This window comes from Nocardioides sp. NPDC127503 (assembly GCF_040302165.1).
GTDB lineage: Bacteria > Actinomycetota > Actinomycetes > Propionibacteriales > Nocardioidaceae > Nocardioides.
Genome location: NZ_JBEORH010000013.1, coordinates 48,542 through 69,804, shown reverse-complemented (window position 1 = coordinate 69,804; position 21,263 = coordinate 48,542). Strand labels below are relative to the sequence as shown.

Here is a 21,263-nt window from a genome sequence, read left to right as displayed (position 1 = left end):
GCAGTCGCTTGTTCGGTGGCAGGTTCAGAAGCGGATCGCGTCGATGATCTTCACCCGCGCGGCGATCATCGCCGGGAGGATGCCCGCGATCGCGCCGACCGTAAGAGCGACGGCGAGGCCCAGGAAGGCCGCCGAGAGCGGGAAGGGCGGGATGTCGTCCATGCCCTGGAGGACGTACTTCTCCACCAGCGGGTTCTTGACGGTAGCCACGGCCAGGAGCACTCCGACCACGCCCGCGACGACGGTGGCCACGACGCTCTCCATCAGCACCGAGAAGAACACCCGCCCCGTGGTCGCCCCGAAGCTGCGCCGGATCCCGATCTCCCGGATCCGCTGCTGGATGGTGACCAGGGCGATGTTGAGGAGACTCAGGGCGCCGAGCAGCAGGATGATCCCGGCGATCCCGATGATCACCCACTTGATCGGGCCGATCGGGTCCTCACCGCCCCACGCCAGGTAGTCGTCGCGCTGGGCGTCGACCTGGAGCCCCGGGAGCTCGGCGCGCATCGCCATGCCGATCTCGCCGGCGAGCTCGTTGGCGCCCTCGACCGGCACCCACATCTCGTAGCTGGCGTCCGTGGGGGCTCCGGTCTGCCAGTGCTCGAGCGAGTCGGCCAGCATGAACGCTCGCGGCGTGCCGTGGCCCCGCAGGCTGGTCACGCCGACGATCGTGGCGGTCACCGACATCCCCTGGCCCTTCAGGTCCACAGAGGTCGGCAGCTGTGTGCCCCGCAGACCGAGCTTCTTCAGGAAGGTCTCGTCCACCACGAGCGCGGGCGAGAGGCGCTCCTCGTCCGACGCCTGCAGCCAGCGGCCCTGCGGCACCACGGCCCGGTGGATGGCAGCGTACGCAGGGTCGACCCCCATCAGCTCGACCCGCTTGCTGCTGCTCGCGGTGGTCGCCTTGATGTCGTAGGCGAAGATCCGCGCCGATGCGTACTTCACGTCGAACCGCTCCACGACCGTCTGGAACGCCGGCCGGACCCGCTCGACGGAGAGGGGCATGCCGCTGCGGTCGTCGTAGGCCATGACCGAGATGTGCGCCGGTCGCCCGTCGATCTCGTAGGACTCGGTGAACATCTGCTTCGCGATCTGGCCGGCAGCGACGGTCGCGGTGATCGAGGCGACGGCCACCGCCACCCCGACCAGCGACAACAGCACCCGGAGCCGGTGGATGCGCAGCTCCTGCCACGCCTCGACGGTCGAGGCGGCCAGGCCGGTGACGAGACGCGCCATGGTCGTCCTCACGCCATCGCCCCCTCGGTCAGCGGGTGCAGCCGTCCCTCGGCGAGCCGGAACCGCCGGCGAGCCAGGGCGGCGACGTTCTGGTCGTGGGTGATCGTGATCAGCGCCGCGCCGGAGTCGTACGTCGCCTGGTCGAGCAGCTTCATCACCATCGCGCCGGTCTCGACGTCGAGCGCCCCGGTCGGCTCGTCGGCCAGCACCACCGACGGCGTCCGGACCAGGGCGCGGGCGATGGCGATGCGCTGCTGCTCGCCGCCGGAGAGGAACTGCGGCATCGCGTCGAGCCGGTCGCCGAGCCCGACCTTGTCGAGCATCGTCGCCGCGATCCGGCGCCGCTGCCAGAACTCCTTGCCCGAGGCGTACAGGAGCGGGGCCATCACGTTCTCCAGTGCCGTACGCCCCGGCAGCAGGTTGAACTGCTGGAAGACGAACCCGACATCGCGGCCGCGGATCCGGGCGGCCTGGTGGTTGCTGATGTCGGTGACGTTGCGGCCTGCCCATTCCAGCGTGCCGCCGGTGGGCCGGTCCAGCAGGCCGAGCAGGTTCAGCAGCGTCGACTTGCCGGTGCCGGACCGGCCGACGATGCCGACATGGTCACCGCGGCTCACGTCCAGGTCGACGGCGGTCAGGATGTGCAGGTCCTCGCCGTCGGGGAGCTCGACCGTACGAGCCACGCCGGTGAGCCTCAGCAGCTCCTCCGCGCTCACATCTCCCCCGCCGGCATTTCCTCGATCATCTCGTCGCCCATCCCACCGGCCGACTCCTTCGAGCCCGGGACGTACCGGAGGACCGAGTCGCCGGCCTTCAGCCCGCTGGTCACCTCGACGAGCTTGCCGTCGGTGACGCCGAGCTTGACCGGCTGCTCGGCCGGGGTTCCGTCCTCGCCGACGACCCAGACGGTGCCGTCGCCGACCAGTCCGGTGACCGCGGTGACGGGGATGGTGACGACGTCGCCGTCGCTCTTGCCGGCGTCGATGGCCATGGTCATCGTCAGACCGTCGAAGACGGTCACCTTCTCCGGCACCAGGCAGCTGATCCGGGCGCCCGCCCCCGAGTCGCCCTCGGCCCCCGGCTCCCCTTCCATCATCTCGCCCTCGGGCGCGTCGTCCGTGATCGTCTCGGTCGCCGCGTCGCCGATGCTCAGGTCCGTGCAGGTGAACGGCTTCGGGCCGCTCTCGATGGTCACCGTCGCCCGATCCGGGTTGGCGGCCAGCCGGTAGCGGTCCAGCGGCGAGATCGCCCCGACCGCGTGGAAGGTCGTGGGACGGATCGAGACGACCACCCCGTCCTCGGTCACCTCGCCCATCAGGTCGGCGGCGTAGTTGCCGACGATGCCGGTGGCGGGCGCGACGACGGTGTACCAGTGATAGACCGGCTTGGGCGCCTGCGGCTCGACCGGTGCGTCGTCGCGATCGCCGTCGCCGGCGGCGTCATCGACGTTGCCGGGCTCCTCGTCGACAGGCTCCTCGACGGGTTCGGCCACCTCCGCGGGCTCCTCCTCCGCACGCACCTGGAAGAGCTTGTCGCCCTTCTTCACCTTCGCGCCGGTCTCGGCGAACTTGTGCGCCAGCACCCCGGTGACCGAGCTGGTGGCGGGGACCGGCTTGTCGATCACGATCGTCCCGTCGACCGTGAGCGCGTTGGAGATGGTGCCCTTCTCGGCGACGACCTCCTCCGCCGGGATCTTCCCGGTCGGCGTCAGCGGCGCCCCGTCGGCATCCTGCGTCGAACCGGTGAAGGCCAGCTTGAAGAGGCTGATCGCGATGGCCAGGCCGATCACGGCCCAGAACGACTTGAAAAGTACGCGGCGCACCGCCGTCTTCGACATGAGCGGACTGTAGCCCTGCCTCATGGGTCGCGACCGCCGAATTTCCGCCCGGTTTGTCAACACTCCATCCACGTACATCTCGAACACGTGTTCCATCCCCTAGACTCCGGGACCCGAACGATCGACCGCCTCAGGCACGGGAGACCCCCACGATGCGTCCCGCCAACGACACGAACCGCGAACGGACGACCCCGACCGGCAGGAGTTCGACAGGAGGAGGCCGCGGCCTCATCCTCTTCGGCGCCGTCTCGGTCGCGCTGATCTCGACGGCCGCCGCGTACGTCGCCATGGTCGGCTTCGGGCGGGACGTGCTCGCCATGGGCGCGATCAACGCCTACGCCTTCGCCGGCGTCTTCGAGCTCTCGTTGGTCACCGTGGCACTGATGGCACGCGAGGCTGCCCAGCAGGACCGGCCGGCGCAGACCCTGCTGACCCTGACCTGGCTGCTGTCGGCCGCGTCAGGGTTCTTCGCCGGTTGGCACGAGATCCACCTCGGCCACGCCGCCACCGCCGCGGCGTTCCGGTTCATCGTGCCGCTGCTGGCCGCCCTGATGTGGCACCTGGCGCTCGTCGGTGACCGCCACCTCGCCATGGAACGTTCCTGGTCAGACCTGCGGATGGGAGCCCGGATGCACTCACTCCTGGCCACCCGCGTCGAGTGGCGCCGGGCCCGCGACACGGCGGTGCGGAAGCGTACGGCCTCATCCCGCCGGAAGCTGGAGCGCGCGCAGAAGCGCTACTGGCGCGCCGAGGCGGTCGCGTTGCGGTCCGTCGCGCCGGGCGCGATGCGCGACCAGATCACCCAGTGGGTCGACGCCTTCGCCGCGGTCGCCGAGGGCACCCGCCAGGCCGACCGGCTGCCGATCACCCTGCCCGATGTCCACGAGGCGCTCAGCGTGCCGGTGATCGAGCGAGTCTCTGCCCAGCAGATCACCGAGCAGCCCGAGCAGCCCGTCGAGCAGAACGACGAGCCGGTGCCGAACGACCTCGCGGACATGCCCCGCGAGGTGCAGCCGCCGCGTGAGATCCGGACCCGCGAGATGGCCTCCGCCCTCGCCACTACCGACACCCGCCCCCGGGTCTCGAGCCGGGTGACCGATGCGGCCCGCACCGCTGCCGAGGTCGCCCCGGGCGCCGGGATGGCCCCGGAGTTCAGCAACGGCCGCACCGTCACCGCCACCAAGCCGGCCGAGGCCGACGGCACCCTCCTCGACCGGATCACGTTCCCGGAGAACATCCCCGACCCGGAGCCGGCGATGGACTACCCCGACACGTTCCCCGACGAGGTCGACGACCTGCTCGCGAACCTCCCGGAGGACAACGCTCAGGCCGCCAGGGTCCTGGTCCGCGCCGGCGCCCGGGTGCCGGACGTGGCCGCCAAGCTGGGCGTCAGCCAGCGCACCGTCTACCGATGGACCACCAACGCCCGCACCTGACCACTGCCGATCGGGTCAGCCCTCGAGGTCGGCCTTGAGCTTGGCGAGGGTCGTGGCCATGCCCGTACGCAGCTCCTCGGTGAACTTCTCCTGACCGCCGAGCACGGCATTCGTCAGCGAGCGGGAGAGCGCGGAGATGCCGTCCGGGGTCTCGCGGCGGTGGGTGACCAGCGAACCCTCAGCGGTCTCCTCGATCTGGAAGGACCAGATCGTCGTGTTCTCAGCGACCCGGAACGCGAAGTCGGAGTGGGGCGTGAAGCGTACGACCTTGGCGTTGGTCGGCCAGTGCTTCCAGCCCTGGCGGTTGATGTTGAAGAAGCGGGTGCCCTCCTTGACCTGGCCGAACACCACGGTCTTCACCACCTGCGGGCTCCACGAAGCCATCCGCGGAAGGTCCGTGATCGCGGCCCACACCTGAGCCGGCGTCGCGTTGATGGCGGTCGTTGCCTCGAGATCTGTGATCGTCGTCATACGCGGAACCGTACCGTCAGTATGGCTCGATGGACAGTAGGAGCTCAGATGTCAATCTCGCCGGACAGTCAGGGGATGTTTCTTCGACGTTCGACCGAGTACGCGACATCACGTCCGGTCCCACCGTCGCCGTAGTCGCTGCCGGTGCCGCCATACAGACGGTCGTCGCTCCCGTTGCCGTAGAGCCTGTCGGCGCCGCCAGCCCCGTACAGATAGTCGACACCCCCGCCGCCCTGGATCACGTTGGCTGCGCTGCTGCCGGTCAACCGGTCGGCGTAGGCACCTCCAGTGAGGTTCTCGATCCCGGCCATCCGGTCGGATCCGGCACCACCGGATGCCAAGGTCGTGGTCGAGCTGACCCGCCCTGTCGCAGTGGTGAAGCTCGCCCTGTCCGTGCCTGATCCGCCATCCACCGAGTCGTTGCCCGAATCGCCGCGCAGGACATCGCTTCCGCTACCGCCGAGCAATCTGTCGTTGCCCCCGGAACCGACCAGGGTGTCGTTGCCACCGCCGCCGACAACCACGTTGGCAACGCCGTTGCCCGTCAGATTGTCCGCATACCCGCCACCGGTGATGTTCTCGACGCCTGCCACGGTGTCGCTACCGACGCCGGCGCCAGTGGCGCGGCTCATCGAAGCCGTGACACGGCCCGTCGCGTAGTCGTAGAGGACGGTATCGGTTCCGCTGCCGCCGTCGACCGCGTCGTTGTCGGCGTTGCCACGAAGGTTGTCATTGCCCGTCCCACCGAGCACCCGGTCATTGCCCGTGCTGCCGTAGAGCGTGTCGTTGCCGTCGCCACCAGACACCGTGTCATTGCCACCACCACCGTTGATGGTGTCACTGCCACCACCGCCACTCAGCGCGTTGCTACCGCCGTTACCGGTGATGTGGTCGTTGAAGCTGGAGCCCGTCACGTTCTCGCAACTGAACGCTCGGTCGTTGCCGCCGCCACCAGTGACGTTGAACGCCGAATGGGGACTCGCGTCGGTGAACTTGATCGATGATCCGGCGGCGGCGTACGAAACAGTGTCGGTCCCGGTGTCGCACGCCAGACTCTCGTCGCCGGACCCGCTGACCACAGTGTCGTTTCCGACGCCACCGCTGATCACATTTGCGCCCACACCGCCCGACAGCAGATCGTCGCCGTCGCCGCCACGCAACACATTCGCCGGTGCGTCACCGGTGAGATTGTCGCGATAGCGGCTTCCGGTCAGGTTCTCGATGTCGGCCATCGTGTCGCTTCCACCGCCCCCGGTCGCCTTCGTCACCGAGGCCGTGACACCTGCCCTGGCCGACTCATACGACGCGGTGTCCTGGCCTGCACCACCTCGGATGACGTCGTTTCCCGATCCGCCATCGATCGTGTTGTCTTCGGCGTCGCCGCTGAGGATGTCGTCGAAGCGGGTGCCTACCAGCGCGAGGCCCTTGACCGCCGGCATCGCAATGGTCTTCGTCGGAGTGGTCAGAGCAGCCTCGCCCAAGGTGTACGTCACCGGCTCACTCAGACCGGCCAGGGTGAGCCGATCCCCGACGTCACCACCGGTGAGACTTCCCTGCTCGCCGGGCACGCAGTCGGGTGCTACCGCGGCATCGATCACGAACATGTCGTCCCCGCTGTTCCCGTGAACAGTGCACAGCCGCCCGGCGTGGATGACGTCGTTGCCAGGGGATCCCCAGACCATCACTCCAGGGGCGACCGTGAACGTGTCGCCGCTACTGAAGGTCCCGGCAGTGCCGTCGATCGTGACCGAAGTCGTCGCTCCCGAGACGACGCTGGCGGAGGGGTCGGCGAAGGTGTCCGCACCACGACCACCACGCAGCCTGTCGTAGCCCGGACCGCCGTCGAGGACCGCTGGGTGGTTGCTCAACTCCGGCGTCTTGAGGGTGTCGTCCGCGGAACCACCCACGAGGTTCTCGATGCTGGAGACATCGAGATCACCCGCCCCACCTGACTGGTAATAGGTCGAGGTATCCAAGGGTGCGGACTCCAGGTGCAGGCGCAGCGACACACGGCTGAAGTTCAACGTGTCGATCCCCCCACCACCGCGGTAGTCGTCGCCATCCAGGCTCACGGCGGTGCGCATCTGGCTGCCGTAGAGAACGTCGTCTCCTTCCCCGCCAGACACATACTCGCCTACGTCGTCACGGGTGAAGAGTTCGTCCGACTGCGGACTGCCGACGATCCGCAGGGCCGAGCACGGCAGGCCGTCGACGCCAGCGCCCGTATCCTGCGTGGCAGCGGGCTCCCCGCTCTGCTCGCCACACAAATTGGTGTCGAGATGCACGCCGACCGGGACATCGGAATAACGGACCGTGTCCGCCAGTCCGCCCATGACGCTCAAGGTGTCGTTGCCCATTCCCGGCAACAAGTAGTCCCTGCCTTCGCCGGCATCGAGGACGTCGTTCCCGTCGCCACCGGCAAGCCATTCGCCACCCGCTGTGCCGACCAGGTGATCGTTCCCGTCATCGCCGTAGACCTGATCTTGGTCCAAGCCCTGACCGGTTCCACCGCCGAGACCACAGATGACGTCGTCTCCGCCAAGACCATGGATGACGTCGACGTTCGGCGTGCCGACGATGACGTCATCGCCTTCGGTCGGGGCGGTGCCTTCCTGACTCAGATCGACGGTCACCGCTAGGCCCGAGCACGAGGTCACGACCGGATCGGCCGCCCTGGCCGGCGAGGTGAGGACGACGTTGACACCTGTGGCGGCCAGCGGCAGGAGCACCGCAAAGACCGCGAGACGGGATCGAGACACTGCACAAGCCTCCGAGTCGGATCGGTACTGGACGCGCATGACGATCCGAGACAGAGCGCCGACTCAAGGTAATGGTCGCGAGACCAGGAAGAACATAGCCCGATCGGGTCAGGAAGAGCGCTCGGCCCACCAGTCGAGGAGCCGCTTGGAGGCCTCGTCCTCGGAGAGGATTCCTTCGTCGAGACGCAGGTCCATCAGGAACTTGTACGCAGCACCGACATCGCGCCCGGGAGGGATGTCGAGGAGCGACATGATCTGGTTGCCGTCGAGGGCGGGGCGGAGGGCGGCGAGCTCCTCCTCCTCGGAGATCCGCTCGATGCGCGCCTCGAGGGCGTCGTAAGTGCGGGCGAGGCGGTCGGCCTTGCGGCGGTTGCGGGTGGTGCAGTCGGCGCGGGTGAGCACGTGCAGCCGCTGGAGCTGGTCGCCGGCATCCCTCACATAACGACGGACCGCGGAGTCGGTCCATTCACCGTCGCCGTAGCCGTGGAAGCGCAGGTGCAGCTCGACGAGCGAGGAGACCGCCTCGATCTCGTCATTGGAGAAGCGCAGAGCCTTCATCCGCTTGCGGGTCATCTTGGCGCCGACGACGTCGTGGTGGTGGAACGAGACGGTGCCGTCGTCGTGGAACTTCCGGGTGCGCGGCTTGCCGACGTCGTGCATCAGCGCCGCGAACCGGGACACGAAGTCGGGCCCGCCACCGAGGCGCGCCTCCTGGTCGATCGACTGCTCGAGCACGGTCAGGGTGTGCTCGTAGACGTCCTTGTGGCGGTTGTGCTCGTCGCGCTCCATCCGCAGCGCGGTCAGCTCGGGCAGCACCAGCTCGGCCAGCCCGGTCTCCACCAGCAGCGAGAGGCCACGCCGCGGGTAGGGAGCGCAGATCAGCTTCACCAGCTCGTCGCGAACCCGCTCGGCGGAGATGATCGAGATCCGCGACGCCATGTCTTTCATCGCGGCGACGACCTCGGGCGCGACCGTGAAACCGAGCTGAGCGGCGAACCGCGCCGCCCGCATCATCCGCAGCGGGTCGTCGGAGAACGACGCCTCCGGCGTCCCCGGCGTACGCAGCACCCGGGTCGCCAGGTCGACGACACCGCCGTAGAGGTCGACGACCTCACGGCCAGGAAGCCGCACCGCCATCGCGTTGACGGTGAAGTCGCGGCGTACGAGATCGTCGGCCAGCGATGTCCCGTAGGCCACCGACGGCTTGCGGGAGTCGGACTCGTAGGCCTCGGAGCGGTAGGTGGTGACCTCGACCTGCCACGGGCCCTTGCGGGTGCCGATGGTGCCGAAGTCGCGGCCCATGTCCCACAGCGCCTCACCCCACGTACGCAGGATCTTCTCGGTCTCCTCGGGCCGGGCCGAGGTCGTGAAGTCGAGGTCGTTGTGCGGACGGCCGAGCATCGCGTCGCGGACAGGGCCGCCGACCAGGGCCAGCTCGAAGCCCGAGCGAGCGAAGACCTCACCTAGGGAGTCGATGACAGGTGCGATACGGTCCAGTTCAGCAGTCACCGATCGCTGAACATCGGCGACGCTGATCGGGGGAAGCTGGCTGTCGGACACAACGCCGCAGTCTACGAGGACCGCACCCCCTGAAAGATATTCTCGAAGTCATGCCAGTCCGCCAGCATCAGGCGAGGCCGCCACGGCCACGTGGGCGAGTCACCGCCGCACTCGTCCTGGTGCTGCTGGCACCCCTTCTGCTGATGCTTTCCGCGACCACGCTGGCCGCTCCGGCCCGGGCCGCGGAGGAGCCCGAGGAGCCCGACCCGCTGGCGATGAGCATCGACCAGCTCGACACGGTCAGCCTCGACGGCCGCACCAAGGGCCGGATCACCGTGGGCGGCAAGATCACCAACACCACTCAGGAGGAGTGGCACGGGGTCAAGGTCTACCCGTTCGTCGGCGACACGCCGATGACCACCTCCGCGGAGCTGGCCGAGGCCGCCAAGATGCCCGCGGACTCCCTGGTCGGCGAGCGGATCGTGACCGAGGGGACGTACGCAGCGATCCCCGACCTCGCGCCCGGTGAGACCTACTCGTGGTCGCTCTCGGTGCCGCGCAAGCTGCTGCAGGTCAGCGAGGCCGGGGTCTACTGGTTCGGGGTCCACGCGCTGGGCGCCACCACACCGAACACCGCCGACGGCCGGGCGCGCACCTTCCTTCCGCTGGTCAAGGAGCCCAACAAGAAGGCCAAGGCCGAGAAGGTCTCGCTGGTCATGCCGCTGCGGCGCAGCGTGGTCTACAACGGCGACGGCAGCGTGAACTACCTCCCGGGCTGGACCCGCGACCTGGGCGCCGGCGGACGCCTCTTCCGGATGCTCGAGACCGGCGCCGAGATGCCCAACCTGACCTGGGCCATCGACCCGGCACTGATCGATGCCGTACGCAACCTCGCCGAGGGCAATCCCGCCCGCAACCTGGCGCCCACGGACGAGGGCGAGGAGGAGCCTGAGGAGAGCGGCAGCCAGAGTGCGTCGCCATCGGCCTCTGCGCTGGTGCCGAGCCCCTCGCCCAGCACCGACACCGACGCCGAGAAGGCGATCGACGAGGAGGCCGAGGCCGCACAGAAGGCCGCGACGGTCTGGCTGGGTCGCCTCGAGGACGCGCTCGCCGGCCACAACCTGCTCGCCCTCCCGTACGCCGACCCGGACCTCTCCGCGCTCGCCACCACCGACCCCGACCTGCTGGCCACGGCGCGTGAGCACACCGCCCAGTCGCTCGCCGAGCTCGGCATCAAGGCAACCTCGGCCGTTGCTCCGCCGACCGGCTACCTCGACCGCGCCGCGGTCAACCTGCTCGAGCCGGGTGCGGTCAACCTGGTCAGCGACAGGATGTTCCGTGGCACCAAGCCGGTCGTTGCCGACCTCGACGGCCACCAGATGATCGTGACCTCCTCCGGCGCCGCCGCGGGCGGCCCCGGGCCCAACGACCCCATCGACGCCATCTCGGTACGCCAGCGTCTCGCCGCCGAGGCGGCCCTGCTCCGCGGCTCCGGCAAGCCGCTCGTCGCGGTCATCCCCGACGGCTGGCACCCACCGCAGACCGCGGCCTCGTTCGTCACCCCGTGGAACAACGCCGCCTGGATCGCGTCCTCGACGCTGGACGAGGCCGTCACCGGGCACAAGCCGACGCCGATCACCGCCGACAAGCTCCGCTACCCCCGCCGCGAGATGAAGGCCGAGATCTCCACCGACCGGATCGACACGGCCAACGAGCTCATCGGCGCCGGCGAGATGCTGCAGCGGATCCTGACCCACAACGACGAGGTCGCCTCCGACATCGTCAACGAGGCCCTGACCACGACCTCCTACTCCGCCCGCAAGGGTGACGCCGACCCGGCCGCCGACGCGCTGAGCCAGGTCAGCTCTGAGCTGAGCTCGGTCACCGTCGACGTACCGCCGAAGGTGATCCTGTCCAGCATGAAGGGCGGCGAGTTCCAGGTCACCCTGAGCAACGAGCTCGACGAGCCCGTCACGGTGCGGCTGGACGCGATCACCGACGACTCGCTGCGGGTCGCCACCTCCGAGCCGGTCCAGCTCGACGCCAACTCCAAAGCCAGCTTCAACCTCGCCGCGAGCATGCGCGACACAGGCACCCACACCGCCCTGATCGTCGTCACCGACACCAAGGGCAACCCGCTGGGCGCCCACGCCTCCGTCCCGATCCGCCCCTCGCAGGTGAGCGGAGTGATCTGGTGGTTCGTCGGCACCGGCTGCGCGCTACTCTTCGCGGCGATCGCCGTGCGTCTCACCCGGCGCATCATGAAGGCCAAGAAGGCACGTACGACAGGGGAACTGTGACAGCCACCGAGCAGAAGTCCGGCGGAGGCTCGGTCTTGGCCAACAGCGCGGTCATGGCCGCGGGGACGCTCTTCTCCCGGGCCAGCGGGTTCATCCGCTCAGCGCTCCTCGTAGCCGCCCTCGGTTCCGGGCTGCACGCGGACGTCTTCAACATCGCCAACACCGTGCCCAACATGCTCTACATCCTGTTGGCCGGCGGTGTCTTCAACGCGGTGCTCGTGCCGCAGCTGGTGAAGGCGCAGAAGAACGACGAGGACGGCGGGACCGCCTACACCGACCGGATCATCACGCTCGCCGGGCTCTTCCTCGGTGTCGTCACGATCCTCCTGGTGATCGGCGCGCCGCTGCTGATGCGCCTCTACCTCGGCGCCGACTGGTACAACGCCGATCACGAGGCCCAGCTCGAGTCGGCAATCGACTTCGCCCGCTGGTGCCTACCACAGGTCTTCTTCTACGGGATGTTCGTGCTGGTCGGACAGGTGCTCAACGCCCGCGGCAGCTTCGGCCCGATGATGTGGGCCCCGATCGCCAACAACATCATCGCGATCTCGACCCTGGTGATCTACCTCGTCGTCTTCGGTCCCTCCGACGTCGGTGGCTTCACCACCGGCCAGGAGATCCTCCTGGGGCTGGGCTCGACTCTCGGCATCGTTCTCCAGTTCCTGCTGCTCCTGCCGGTGCTGCACAAGGTGGGCGTACGCTTCCGCCCGCGCTTCGACTTCCGCGGAGCCGGGCTCTCGCAGACCGCGAAGCTGGGCATGTGGACGGTGCTCTTCGTGGTCGTGAACCAGGTCGCGTACACGATCGTGACGCGGCTGGCCTCGACCGGTTCGGCCGCGGGCGGCACCGGATACACCGTCTACTCCAACAGCTTCCTGGTCACCCAGGTGCCCCACTCGATCATCACCGTCTCCCTGGCGACGGCGATCCTGCCGCTCCTGTCGCGCTACGGCGCCGCCGGCGAGCTGCCCGAGCTGGGACGTACGCTGTCGCACCAGCTGCGCAACGCGCTCGCCATCGTGATCCCGATCGCCGCGCTGCTCCCGGTGCTCTCCGAGGACATCGCTCACATCCTGTTCGGCTACGGCGCAGGCGCCGACGCGTTCAAGGAGTACGCCCCGACGCTGTCGATCTTCGCCGCCGGGCTGGTCTTCTTCACGATCCACTACCTGCTGCTGCGCGGCTTCTACTCGCTGGAGAAGAACCGCACCGTCTTCTTCATCCAGTGCTCGGTCGCCACCACCAACATCGTCGCGGCGGTGCTGCTGACGAAGGCCGTCTCCGCGGAGTACACCGCGCCCGCGCTCGCCGGCGCCTACACACTGTCCTACCTGGTCGGCTCCGTCGTCTCGTACGTCGTGCTCAAGCGCACGCTCGGAGACCTGGACGGTCGGGGGCTGCTCGGGTTCCTCGCGCGCCTGGTCATGGTGACTGCGGTCGCCGCTGCCGCCGCGTGGCTGCTCCGCACGGCACTGGGCATGATCAACGACGAGCCGACGATGGTGCTGGCCTTGATCGGGGCCGCTATCGTCGGGGCGCTGCATCTCGGCATGCTGCTCCTCGGGGCGCAGGCTGCCCAGGTCAAGGAGCTGACCACGATGGTGCAACAGGTCGCCCGACGGCTGCGTCGTTGAGCACCAGTCCTTGACCACCATCGGACAGCCGCCTCACTGTCTGGCACGGTCTGAAAGAATGGGTCCGATATGGAGTTCACGCAATCAGGCGACGTCCTCGCCGGCAGATACCAGCTGACGGATCTGCTGAGCGAGTCCCGCGAGGGACGCTTCTGGCGCGCCCAGGACGCGGTGCTCGGGCGCCCGGTTGCGGTGCACGTCCTCGATGCCCGCGACGAGCGCGCGCCGCGCCTGATGGCTGCGGCCCGCAACTCCGCCGCCGTCGGTGACCCCCGGATGCTGCGCGTCCTCGACGCCGCCCAGACCGACCAGGTGGCGTACGTCGTCAACGAGTGGGGCGAGGGTTCGTCGCTGGAGAACGCGCTGGCTGCCGGTGGCCCGCTGCCGCCGCAGCAGGCTGCCTGGATCGCCTCCGAGGTCGCCGACCTGCTGGTCCTGGCCCACGATCAGGGCCACGCCCACGGCCGGCTCAACCCCGAGGCCGTGCTGCTCGACGACCTCGGCGCGGTGCGCGTCATCGGCTTCGGTGTCGACGCCGCACTGCACGGGATCGACCCCGACACCCGTGACTCCCAGCGCCGTGACCGGGTCGACGCCGTCGGTGTCCTGTACGCCGCCCTGACCGGCAAGTGGGCCGGCGAGACTCTGTCTTCGATGCCTCCCGCGCCCCGCGACCACGGCCGCGTGCTCCGTCCCCGGCAGGTACGCGCCGGTGTACCGCGTCCTCTCGACGACCTGTGCGACAGGGTGCTCGGCAGCGGCGCCGACATGCCGCCGCTGACCGCGGCAGAGCTGCACTCCGCGCTCGCCGGCTTCTCCGGTGAGCCGACCGCGCCGCTCAACCGGCCCGCCGCCATCGACGAGGAAACCCAGGCGATGGCCCCGCCGACGCTTGAGCCGGCCGAGGCACAGGCCGCGTCGAACGCCATCGGCGTGGCCCCCGATGCCGTACGCCCCCAGCGCCAGCGCCCGTCCTCCCCGCCGCCGATGCAGGACCCGACCCCGTCGAAGCCGCTGTTTGCCGACGAGACCCCGGGCTACGTGGCGCCGCAGCGCCCGCAGCAGGCGCCGCCCGCCGCCCGCCGGCCGGTGGCTCCCGATGCCTCCTACAACGGCTGGCAGGGCCCGTGGACCGGCGCCAACGTACCGATCGCCGAGGAGCCGGACTACAACGACAAGCCCGGCGCCAGCTGGCTCCGCATCGCCATGGGCGTCGCCCTCGTGGTGCTGGTCCTCATCGCCGGCTCGATCGCCTGGAACATCATCGGCGACGACCCCGACACGACCGCCGAGAACCCCGGCACGGGCAACAACGGCGGCGACACCACAGCTGAGGCCAAGCCGACCCCCATCAAGGGCATCACCGCCAAGGACCTCGACCCCCACGGCGACCCGCCCACGGAGTACCCCGACCTCGTCGGCGGCGTTGTCGACGGGTCCAACGACCCCTCCACCAACTGGCGCACCCAGACTTACAACGATCAGATCGGCGACGGTCCCCAGTCGCTCAAGCCTGGCATCGGCATCGTGCTCAACCTCAAGGGCGACTACGCGGTGGACAGCGTCAAGTTCAACATGAACGCCGAGCCCACCGACATCTCGGTCTACGTCGGTGACTCGACGTGGAACGATGACCCAACCGGCAACAGCGCCGGCGAGGGCAGCGTCGGGCGAACCGGTGAGATCAAGCTCGACGACGCCCCCGAGGGCAGCTACGTACTCGTCTGGATCACCGGTCTGCCGCCCTATAACGGGGGCTACCGAACCGAGGTCAACGAGATCCAGGTACTCGGCACCCCCGTCTCCTGACGAGACGTCACTCCCGTCGGCCGAGACGTCACTCCGGCCGCTCGAGTGTCTACCCAGATGCCACGTCGCACGACGTACGTGACACCTCGGCCGACGCAGGTGACGTCTCGGCGTTCAGGGCCCTGGAATGTACGTGGCCTACGATCTGTTGTGCAGTTCGCCAGCCACACTTGAGGAGCCATAGATGCCGACCCCGTCGTCCCTGACCGACCCCCGCAACGTGATCGTCGTGGGTTCCGGCCCGTCGGGCTACACCGCAGCGGTCTACAGCGCCCGCGCCGGACTGCAGCCCCTCGTCTTCGAGGGGTCGGTGACCGCCGGCGGTGCCCTGATGAACACCACCGACGTGGAGAACTTCCCCGGTTTCCGTGACGGCATCATGGGCCCCGAGCTGATGGACAACATGCGTGCCCAGGCGGAGCGCTTCGGTGCCGAGCTCGAGCCCGACGACGTGATCGAGATGGACCTGACCGGCCCGGTGAAGGTCATCAAGACCGCAACCGACACCCACTACGCGAAGTCCGTCATCCTCGCGACCGGCTCGGGCTACAAGAAGCTCGGCCTGCCCCGCGAGGACGAGCTCTCCGGCAAGGGCGTCTCCTGGTGTGCCACCTGCGACGGCTTCTTCTTCCGGCAGAAGCCCATCGTGGTGGTCGGCGGTGGCGACTCCGCCCTGGAGGAGGCCCTCTTCCTGACCCGCTTCGGCTCCTCGGTCACCCTGCTCGTACGCCGCGACGAGCTGCGCGCCTCCAAGATCATGCAGGAGCGCGCCTTCGCCGACCCGAAGCTCGAGATCGCCTGGAACTCCGTGGTCGAGTCCATCAACGGCGAGCTCTCCGTGGAGAGCATCACCGTCAAGGACACCAAGACCGGTGAGCTGCGCGACCTCGAGTGCGCCGGACTGTTCATCGCCATCGGCCACATCCCGCGGTCCGAGCTGCTCACCGGGCAGGTCGACCTCGACGACGACGGCTACGTCCTCACCAAGGACGGCACCACCGCCACCAACATCGAGGGCGTCTTCGCCGCCGGTGACCTGGTCGACCACGTCTACCGCCAGGCGATCACCGCTGCCGGCACCGGTTGCCAGGCCGCGCTCGACGCGGAGAAGTTCCTCGCCCACCAGGCCCACGCCGAGGCAGCTGCCGTCTCGGCCTGATCCGTGCCTCTACGGTGGTGGTCTCGACAGGCTCGACCACCGGGAATGCGGCACATAGGCCAAGCGTTCAACTCATCAGACCTCCCCAACACGTCCCTACCGAAGAAGGAACCCATCGTGGCTGACAACATGACCGCCGTGACCGACGCCGAGTTCGACTCGACCGTCCTGAAGTCCGACAAGCCCGTCCTGGTCGACTTCTGGGCCGAGTGGTGCGGCCCGTGCCGTCAGGTCTCCCCGATCCTCGAGGAGCTCGCCGGCGAGCACGGTGACAAGGTCACGTTCACCAAGATGAACGTCGACGAGAACCCGGTCACCCCCTCCACCTACCGCGTGACCGGCATCCCGACCATCAACGTCTACCAGGGCGGCGAGGTCGTGAAGTCCATCGTCGGCGCCAAGCCGAAGGCCGCGCTCCTCAAGGAGCTGCAGGAGTTCATCGGCTGACACCAGCTGTCACAACGATGGCCCGCCACCTGTTGAGGTGGCGGGCCATCGTCATTTCGCCGAGACGTCACTTGCGTCGGCCGAGACTTCAGTTGTGGCGGGCGAGTTGGCACCAATGGCGGGCGAGACTGCAGTTGTGGCGGAGAGTTGTGGTCTCGACAGGCTCGACCACCGGGTGAGGTTGGTGGTCTCGAGAGGCTCGACCACCGGCTCGACCATCACCGTTTCACGGGAAACATTCACTCGCCGTCGCGGTGCAGCTCGGTGGAGGCAGGTGACGGGTGGCTGCGTGGACGTACGACCTCCCGCAGCCGCTCCCAGGCGGACTCAAAATCGTCGATCCAGGTGACCGTCTGCTTCAGGTCCATCCGCATCCGCGGCACGGTGGGGTGGTCCCGGTGGGTCTTGAAGCCGACCCGGCCGAGGAAGTCGGCCGGGGCGGCACAGCGCCGGCCGTGGATGCCGCTCAGCGGTCCCACGTCGCCGAAGGCCTCGATCGCCCGGAACTGACCGCGTTGGACCAGATCACGGGCCATTCCCTGCACCAGCATCCGGCCGATCCCGCCGCCGGCACGACGCGGGTCGATCCACACCGTGGTCATCAGGACGGCATCGGCGGAGACCGGTCCGGACGGGAACGAGGCGACCCGTGGGACGAAGACCGGAGGCGCGTAGAGCACGAACCCCGCCGGCGTACCGTCGACCACGGCCACCCGCCCGCACGATCCCCATTCGCGGAGCACCTCGGAGATCCACGCCTCCTTGACCCCGATCGTCTCCGAGGAATCGACGCGGCGATGGCCGACGGGATCGCGCTCCCAGAACAGGCAGGCGCGGCACGGCGCCGGGACCTCGGCGAAGAGATCCAGCGTCAGGGGCAGGATGCGGCGTGCCATGTCTCACCATTGATCCTGGGTTAAGGGTCTGTCACCAGCGTATGCGATCCTTCATGATGGTGACACCATGACTGATCTTCCCCAGCGCGCAACATCATCCCGCCTCGACCCGTACGCGGACCGGTACGCCGCGCGCACGGCAGGCATGACGGTCTCGGAGGTCCGGGCCCTCTTCGCCGTGGCAGCCAGGCCCGAGGTGGTCTCGCTCGCAGGCGGCATGCCCAACATCTCCAGCCTCCCGCTGGACGTGGTCGGCGACTCGATCAAGGACCTCATCCTGACCCAGGGCCCGACCGCACTGCAGTACGGCGGCGGCCAGGGTGATCCCGTGCTGCGCGAGCAGATCTGCGAGGTCATGCGCCTGGAGGGCATCGAGGCCCACCCCGACGACGTCGTCGTCACCGTCGGCTCCCAGCAGGCCGTCGACTTGGTCACCCGCGTCTTCTGCGACCCGGGCGACGTGGTGATCTGCGAGGCCCCTTCGTACGTCGGCGCTCTTGGTGTCTTCAAGGGCTACCAGTGCGACATCGTGCACGCCGAGGTCGACGCCAGCGGCCTGATCCCGAGCACGCTCGAGCAGGCGATCGTCGCCACCAAGGCCTCCGGCCGCAAGGTGAAGTTCCTCTACACGATCCCGAACTTCCAGAACCCGACCGGCGTCACCATGACGCCCGAGCGCCGCACCGAGATCCTCGAGATCTGCCGGCGCCACGACATCCTGGTTCTTGAGGACAACCCCTACGGCCTCCTCGGCTTCGACGACGAGCCTCGCCCGGCGATGCGCGCCCAGGACCCGGGTGTCATCTACCTCGGATCCTTCTCCAAGACGTTCTCCCCCGGCCTGCGGGTCGGCTGGGCGCTGGCCCCCTCCGCGATCCGCGAGAAGCTGGTCCTCGCGCAGGAGTCCGCGACGCTCTGTCCGCCGCCGTTCAACCAGATGGCCGTCTCCGCCTACCTCTCCAACCACGACTGGCAGGGCCAGATCAAGCAGATGCGGGAGATGTACCGCGAGCGCCGCGACGCCATGCTCGACGCGCTCGAGGCCTACATGCCCGCGGCCTGTACGTGGACCAAGCCCGACGGCGGCTTCTTCGTCTGGCTGACGCTCCCCTCCGGCATCGACAGCAAGGCGATGCTGCCGCGCGCGGTCACCTCGCGAGTCGCGTTCGTCCCCGGCACCGGCTTCTTCGCCGACGGCTTCGGCGCCTCCTCGATGCGGATCTCCTACTGCTATCCCACCCCGGAGCGGATCCGAGAAGGCGTACGCCGTCTCGCGGGTGTCATCGAGGCCGAGATGGAGCTTCTGGAGACGTTCGGTGCCACCGGCCCGATCCCCGGACTCCCCATCCGCGGCGCAGAGCACCCCTCGACGAACACGCAGTAGCTCAGTCGCCGGTGGTCGAGCCTGTCGAGACCACCCGCCCCGCTACCGCCGTCATCTCGACAAGCTCGATGACTGGACATCACCGGTGGTCGAGCTTGTCGAGACCACTCGTCCTGTCATCAAGCTAGAAATCTATTTGTCGACAAAGCGCTTTAGCGCTTAATGCCTAAATGGATTCGTCGGGAGCGGGCGACATCAGCTCGACGATCCGACGCAGGTCGTCCAGCGTGGCGAACTCGACGGTGATCTTTCCCTTGGAGCGCCCCAGATCGACCTTGACCCGCGTGTCGAAGCGGTCAGAGAGCTTGTCGGAGATCTCCTTGAGCCCAGGAGCGGTCGGCTTGGCTCGCCGCACGCGCGGAGTGGCGAAGGCGTCGCCCTCAGGGTCGCCCAGGGCGACGATCTCCTCGAGGCCGCGTACGGAGATGCCCTCCGCGACCACCTTCTGAGCCAGCTTGTCCTGCTGCGCCTCGCCGTCGACCGCGAGCAGCGCCCGGGCGTGACCGGCAGAGAGCACGCCGGCGGCGACCCGGCGCTGGACCGACGGGGACAGCTTCAGGAGCCGGATCGTGTTGGAGATCTGCGGCCGCGACCGACCGATCCGCTGGGCCAGCTCGTCGTGGGTGCACTCGAAGTCGTTGAGCAGCTGCTGGTAGGCGGCCGCCTCTTCGAGGGGGTTCAGCTGCGAGCGGTGCAGGTTCTCCAGGAGCGCGTCCCGGAGCATGTCGGTGTCGTCGGTCTCGCGGACGATCGCCGGGATGACATCGAGGCCGGCCTGCTGGGTGGCGCGCCACCGGCGCTCACCCATGACCAGCTCGTAGGAGTCGGCCGCCACTTTCCGGACGACGATGGGCTGCAGAAGGCCGATTTCGTTGATCGAATGGACCAGTTCGGCCATCGCATCCTCGTCGAAGACCTGACGAGGCTGCACATGGTTGGGGTGGATCTGAGTGACCGGCAGCTCGGCGAAATATGCGCCGTCGACAGGCGCCAGATCGGAATTCTCGATCTGGCGGCCTTCCGCCGAGTCGGTGGACCTGGGGTCCACGGATGGGCCAGAAGTCGCTCCAGCGGAAAGGTCCGAATGCCGGACGTCCAGCTGGACAGAAGTGCTGTCCGCCGACTCGTTTCCGCCAGCGGGCGGAGCGGTCGGGATCAGCGAGCCCAGACCTCGTCCGAGGCCACGCTTCGGCGGCTGCTTACTCATATCTGGATGTCCCCCATGTCAGTTCCATGCTGCTGATGGTGGTCTCGACAAGCTCGACCACCGGGATTCTCGTGTCAGTCTGTGCTGCTCTGCCTGTGGTCTCGACAAGCTCGACCACCGCGATTCACGTCAGTTCTGTGCTGCTCTGCTGGTGATCTCGACAAGCTCGATCACCTCAGTGCTCGCTCTGTTTGGCGAGCTCCTTGGCGGCCTCGAGGTAGCTCAGCGCGCCCGGCGAGCCGGGGTCGTACGTCATCACCGTCTGCCCGAACGACGGCGCCTCGGACACGCGCACGGCGCGGGGGATGAACGTGCGCATGACCGTGTCGCCGAAGTGCTCGCGCACCTCCTCGGCGACCTGCGACGCGAGGCGGGTGCGCGCGTCGTACATCGTGATCAGCATCGAGGAGACCTTGAGCGTCGGGTTCAGCGCGGCGCGCACCATCTCGACGGTCTTGAGGAGCTGGCCCAGACCCTCCAGCGCGTAGTACTCCGCCTGGATCGGGATCATCACCTCGGTGCTCGCGACGAGCGCGTTGACCGTGAGCAGTCCCAGCGACGGCGGGCAGTCGATGAGCACGTAGTCCCATCGGTCCTCCGAGTCACCCACACGGGGAGACCTCGCCAGCGCCTCCTTCAGACGCTGCTCACGCCCGTCCTCCTCGACGAGCTCGACCTCGGCGCCGGCCAGGTCGATGGTCGCCGGCACCAGCTCGAGCCCCTCGAGCTTCGGGACCGGTACGACGACGTTCTCGAGCGGGGCTCCCTCGACCAGGACCTCGTACGTCCCCGGGGTGCCCTGGAAGTGGTCGACGTCGAACGCGGTGCAGGCGTTGCCCTGCGGATCGAGGTCGATGACCAGAACCTTCTGACCGAGCTGGGCCAGCGCCGCGGCGATGTTCACCGTCGAGGTGGTCTTGCCGACGCCGCCCTTCTGGTTGGCGGAGACGATCACGCGCGTGCTCGCCGGGCGCGGCAGCGGCGGCCGGTTGCCAGCCGCACCACGCGCCAGGAGCGTGTGCTCGGCGGCAGCGGCCAGCGGTGTCGCCTCGGTGGCGTAGTCGTTCTCGAAGGACGCGATGTCCCCGGCCGTACGGAGCCTGATCGACACCGGTTCGTCGGTTTCACGTGAAACGGCGTTCTGAGCGCTCTCGTCGTCGTACGGCATGTTTCCTCATCCTCATCGTT

The 21,263-nt window shown here is 68.4% G+C and carries 16 protein-coding genes; 7 read left to right on the top strand and 9 right to left on the bottom strand.

Annotated elements, in window-relative coordinates; all coding sequences use genetic code 11:
* Nucleotides 1-24 precede the first annotated feature (24 nt).
* The 3 genes from ABTW65_RS25465 to ABTW65_RS25455 are packed head-to-tail and all read right to left on the bottom strand — an operon-like array spanning nucleotide 25 to nucleotide 3,073.
* Complete coding sequence (locus ABTW65_RS25465; RefSeq protein WP_350665390.1) at nucleotides 25-1,248, bottom strand: ABC transporter permease; 1,224 nt, start codon at nucleotides 1,246-1,248, stop codon at nucleotides 25-27.
* Nucleotides 1,245-1,952 carry an ABC transporter ATP-binding protein gene (locus ABTW65_RS25460; protein ID WP_350665389.1) on the bottom strand — a complete coding sequence of 236 codons (708 nt, stop codon included), beginning with the start codon at nucleotides 1,950-1,952 and terminating at the stop codon, nucleotides 1,245-1,247. Before ABTW65_RS25460 ends, ABTW65_RS25465 begins: the two co-directional genes overlap by 4 nt.
* A complete protein-coding gene (locus ABTW65_RS25455) occupies nucleotides 1,949-3,073 on the bottom strand; it encodes a permuted SH3 domain-containing protein (protein ID WP_350665388.1) in 1,125 nt (374 codons plus the stop codon). The genes ABTW65_RS25460 and ABTW65_RS25455 overlap by 4 nt, the downstream gene beginning before the upstream one ends.
* A 152-nt stretch (nucleotides 3,074-3,225) precedes the next feature.
* On the opposite strand from ABTW65_RS25455, the gene ABTW65_RS25450 reads away from it, so the two are divergent.
* Entirely contained in the window at nucleotides 3,226-4,509 is a 1,284-nt protein-coding gene (locus ABTW65_RS25450; RefSeq protein ID WP_350665386.1) for a helix-turn-helix domain-containing protein, read from the top strand.
* A gap of 15 nt (nucleotides 4,510-4,524) precedes the next feature.
* Here ABTW65_RS25450 and ABTW65_RS25445 read toward each other — a convergent pair whose 3' ends face one another.
* The 3 genes from ABTW65_RS25445 to ABTW65_RS25435 form a co-directional block, all read right to left on the bottom strand.
* Nucleotides 4,525-4,980, bottom strand: coding sequence for an SRPBCC family protein (locus tag ABTW65_RS25445; RefSeq protein ID WP_350665384.1), 456 nt, complete (start codon nucleotides 4,978-4,980; stop codon nucleotides 4,525-4,527).
* Nucleotides 4,981-5,048: 68 nt separating this feature from the next.
* Nucleotides 5,049-7,739, bottom strand: coding sequence for a calcium-binding protein (locus ABTW65_RS25440; RefSeq protein WP_350665382.1), 2,691 nt, complete (start codon nucleotides 7,737-7,739; stop codon nucleotides 5,049-5,051).
* A 108-nt stretch (nucleotides 7,740-7,847) separates the two neighbouring features.
* Complete coding sequence (locus tag ABTW65_RS25435) at nucleotides 7,848-9,299, bottom strand: CCA tRNA nucleotidyltransferase (protein ID WP_502890671.1); 1,452 nt, start codon at nucleotides 9,297-9,299, stop codon at nucleotides 7,848-7,850.
* Nucleotides 9,300-9,349: 50 nt separating this feature from the next.
* Here ABTW65_RS25435 and ABTW65_RS25430 point away from each other — a divergent pair, with 50 nt between their 5' ends.
* The 5 genes from ABTW65_RS25430 (at nucleotide 9,350) to trxA (ending at nucleotide 16,588) form a co-directional block, all read left to right on the top strand.
* Nucleotides 9,350-11,539, top strand: a complete 2,190-nt coding sequence (locus ABTW65_RS25430; protein WP_350665380.1) for a DUF6049 family protein — start codon at nucleotides 9,350-9,352, stop codon at nucleotides 11,537-11,539.
* Complete coding sequence (murJ, locus tag ABTW65_RS25425) at nucleotides 11,536-13,173, top strand: murein biosynthesis integral membrane protein MurJ (protein WP_350665378.1); 1,638 nt, start codon at nucleotides 11,536-11,538, stop codon at nucleotides 13,171-13,173. The genes ABTW65_RS25430 and murJ overlap by 4 nt, the downstream gene beginning before the upstream one ends.
* Nucleotides 13,174-13,242: 69 nt before the next feature.
* A complete protein-coding gene (locus tag ABTW65_RS25420) occupies nucleotides 13,243-14,982 on the top strand; it encodes a hypothetical protein (RefSeq protein WP_350665377.1) in 1,740 nt (579 codons plus the stop codon).
* A 184-nt stretch (nucleotides 14,983-15,166) separates the two neighbouring features.
* A complete protein-coding gene (gene trxB, locus ABTW65_RS25415) occupies nucleotides 15,167-16,141 on the top strand; it encodes a thioredoxin-disulfide reductase (RefSeq protein WP_350665375.1) in 975 nt (324 codons plus the stop codon).
* A gap of 117 nt (nucleotides 16,142-16,258) precedes the next feature.
* Nucleotides 16,259-16,588 (top strand): thioredoxin, encoded by a 330-nt coding sequence (gene trxA / locus ABTW65_RS25410; protein ID WP_091044069.1) that lies wholly within the window; start codon nucleotides 16,259-16,261, stop codon nucleotides 16,586-16,588.
* A gap of 239 nt (nucleotides 16,589-16,827) precedes the next feature.
* On the opposite strand, the gene ABTW65_RS25405 is transcribed toward trxA, so the two are convergent.
* Nucleotides 16,828-17,484 (bottom strand): GNAT family N-acetyltransferase, encoded by a 657-nt coding sequence (locus tag ABTW65_RS25405; RefSeq protein ID WP_350665373.1) that lies wholly within the window; start codon nucleotides 17,482-17,484, stop codon nucleotides 16,828-16,830.
* A 67-nt stretch (nucleotides 17,485-17,551) separates the two neighbouring features.
* Between ABTW65_RS25405 and ABTW65_RS25400 the strand changes: the two genes are divergently transcribed.
* Complete coding sequence (locus tag ABTW65_RS25400) at nucleotides 17,552-18,868, top strand: aminotransferase-like domain-containing protein (protein WP_350665371.1); 1,317 nt, start codon at nucleotides 17,552-17,554, stop codon at nucleotides 18,866-18,868.
* A gap of 166 nt (nucleotides 18,869-19,034) precedes the next feature.
* Here ABTW65_RS25400 and ABTW65_RS25395 read toward each other — a convergent pair whose 3' ends face one another.
* Together ABTW65_RS25395 and ABTW65_RS25390 are read right to left on the bottom strand one after the other, a co-directional pair.
* Nucleotides 19,035-20,075 (bottom strand): ParB/RepB/Spo0J family partition protein, encoded by a 1,041-nt coding sequence (locus ABTW65_RS25395; RefSeq protein ID WP_350665369.1) that lies wholly within the window; start codon nucleotides 20,073-20,075, stop codon nucleotides 19,035-19,037.
* A gap of 175 nt (nucleotides 20,076-20,250) precedes the next feature.
* Complete coding sequence (locus ABTW65_RS25390; protein ID WP_350665367.1) at nucleotides 20,251-21,243, bottom strand: ParA family protein; 993 nt, start codon at nucleotides 21,241-21,243, stop codon at nucleotides 20,251-20,253.
* Nucleotides 21,244-21,263 lie beyond the last annotated feature (20 nt).

Excerpts from the sequence above, each read along its gene's own strand:
- ABTW65_RS25405 (WP_350665373.1), bottom strand. The coding sequence starts at position 17,484 with ATGGCACGCCGCATCCTGCCCCTGACGCTGGATCTCTTCGCCGAGGTC.
- ABTW65_RS25390 (WP_350665367.1), bottom strand. The coding sequence starts at position 21,243 with ATGCCGTACGACGACGAGAGCGCTCAGAACGCCGTTTCACGTGAAACC.
- ABTW65_RS25400 (WP_350665371.1), top strand. The coding sequence starts at position 17,552 with ATGACTGATCTTCCCCAGCGCGCAACATCATCCCGCCTCGACCCGTAC.
- ABTW65_RS25395 (WP_350665369.1), bottom strand. The coding sequence starts at position 20,075 with ATGAGTAAGCAGCCGCCGAAGCGTGGCCTCGGACGAGGTCTGGGCTCG.
- trxB (WP_350665375.1), top strand. The coding sequence starts at position 15,167 with ATGCCGACCCCGTCGTCCCTGACCGACCCCCGCAACGTGATCGTCGTG.
- ABTW65_RS25445 (WP_350665384.1), bottom strand. The coding sequence starts at position 4,980 with ATGACGACGATCACAGATCTCGAGGCAACGACCGCCATCAACGCGACG.
- ABTW65_RS25430 (WP_350665380.1), top strand. The coding sequence starts at position 9,350 with ATGCCAGTCCGCCAGCATCAGGCGAGGCCGCCACGGCCACGTGGGCGA.
- ABTW65_RS25455 (WP_350665388.1), bottom strand. The coding sequence starts at position 3,073 with ATGTCGAAGACGGCGGTGCGCCGCGTACTTTTCAAGTCGTTCTGGGCC.
- ABTW65_RS25450 (WP_350665386.1), top strand. The coding sequence starts at position 3,226 with ATGCGTCCCGCCAACGACACGAACCGCGAACGGACGACCCCGACCGGC.
- ABTW65_RS25420 (WP_350665377.1), top strand. The coding sequence starts at position 13,243 with ATGGAGTTCACGCAATCAGGCGACGTCCTCGCCGGCAGATACCAGCTG.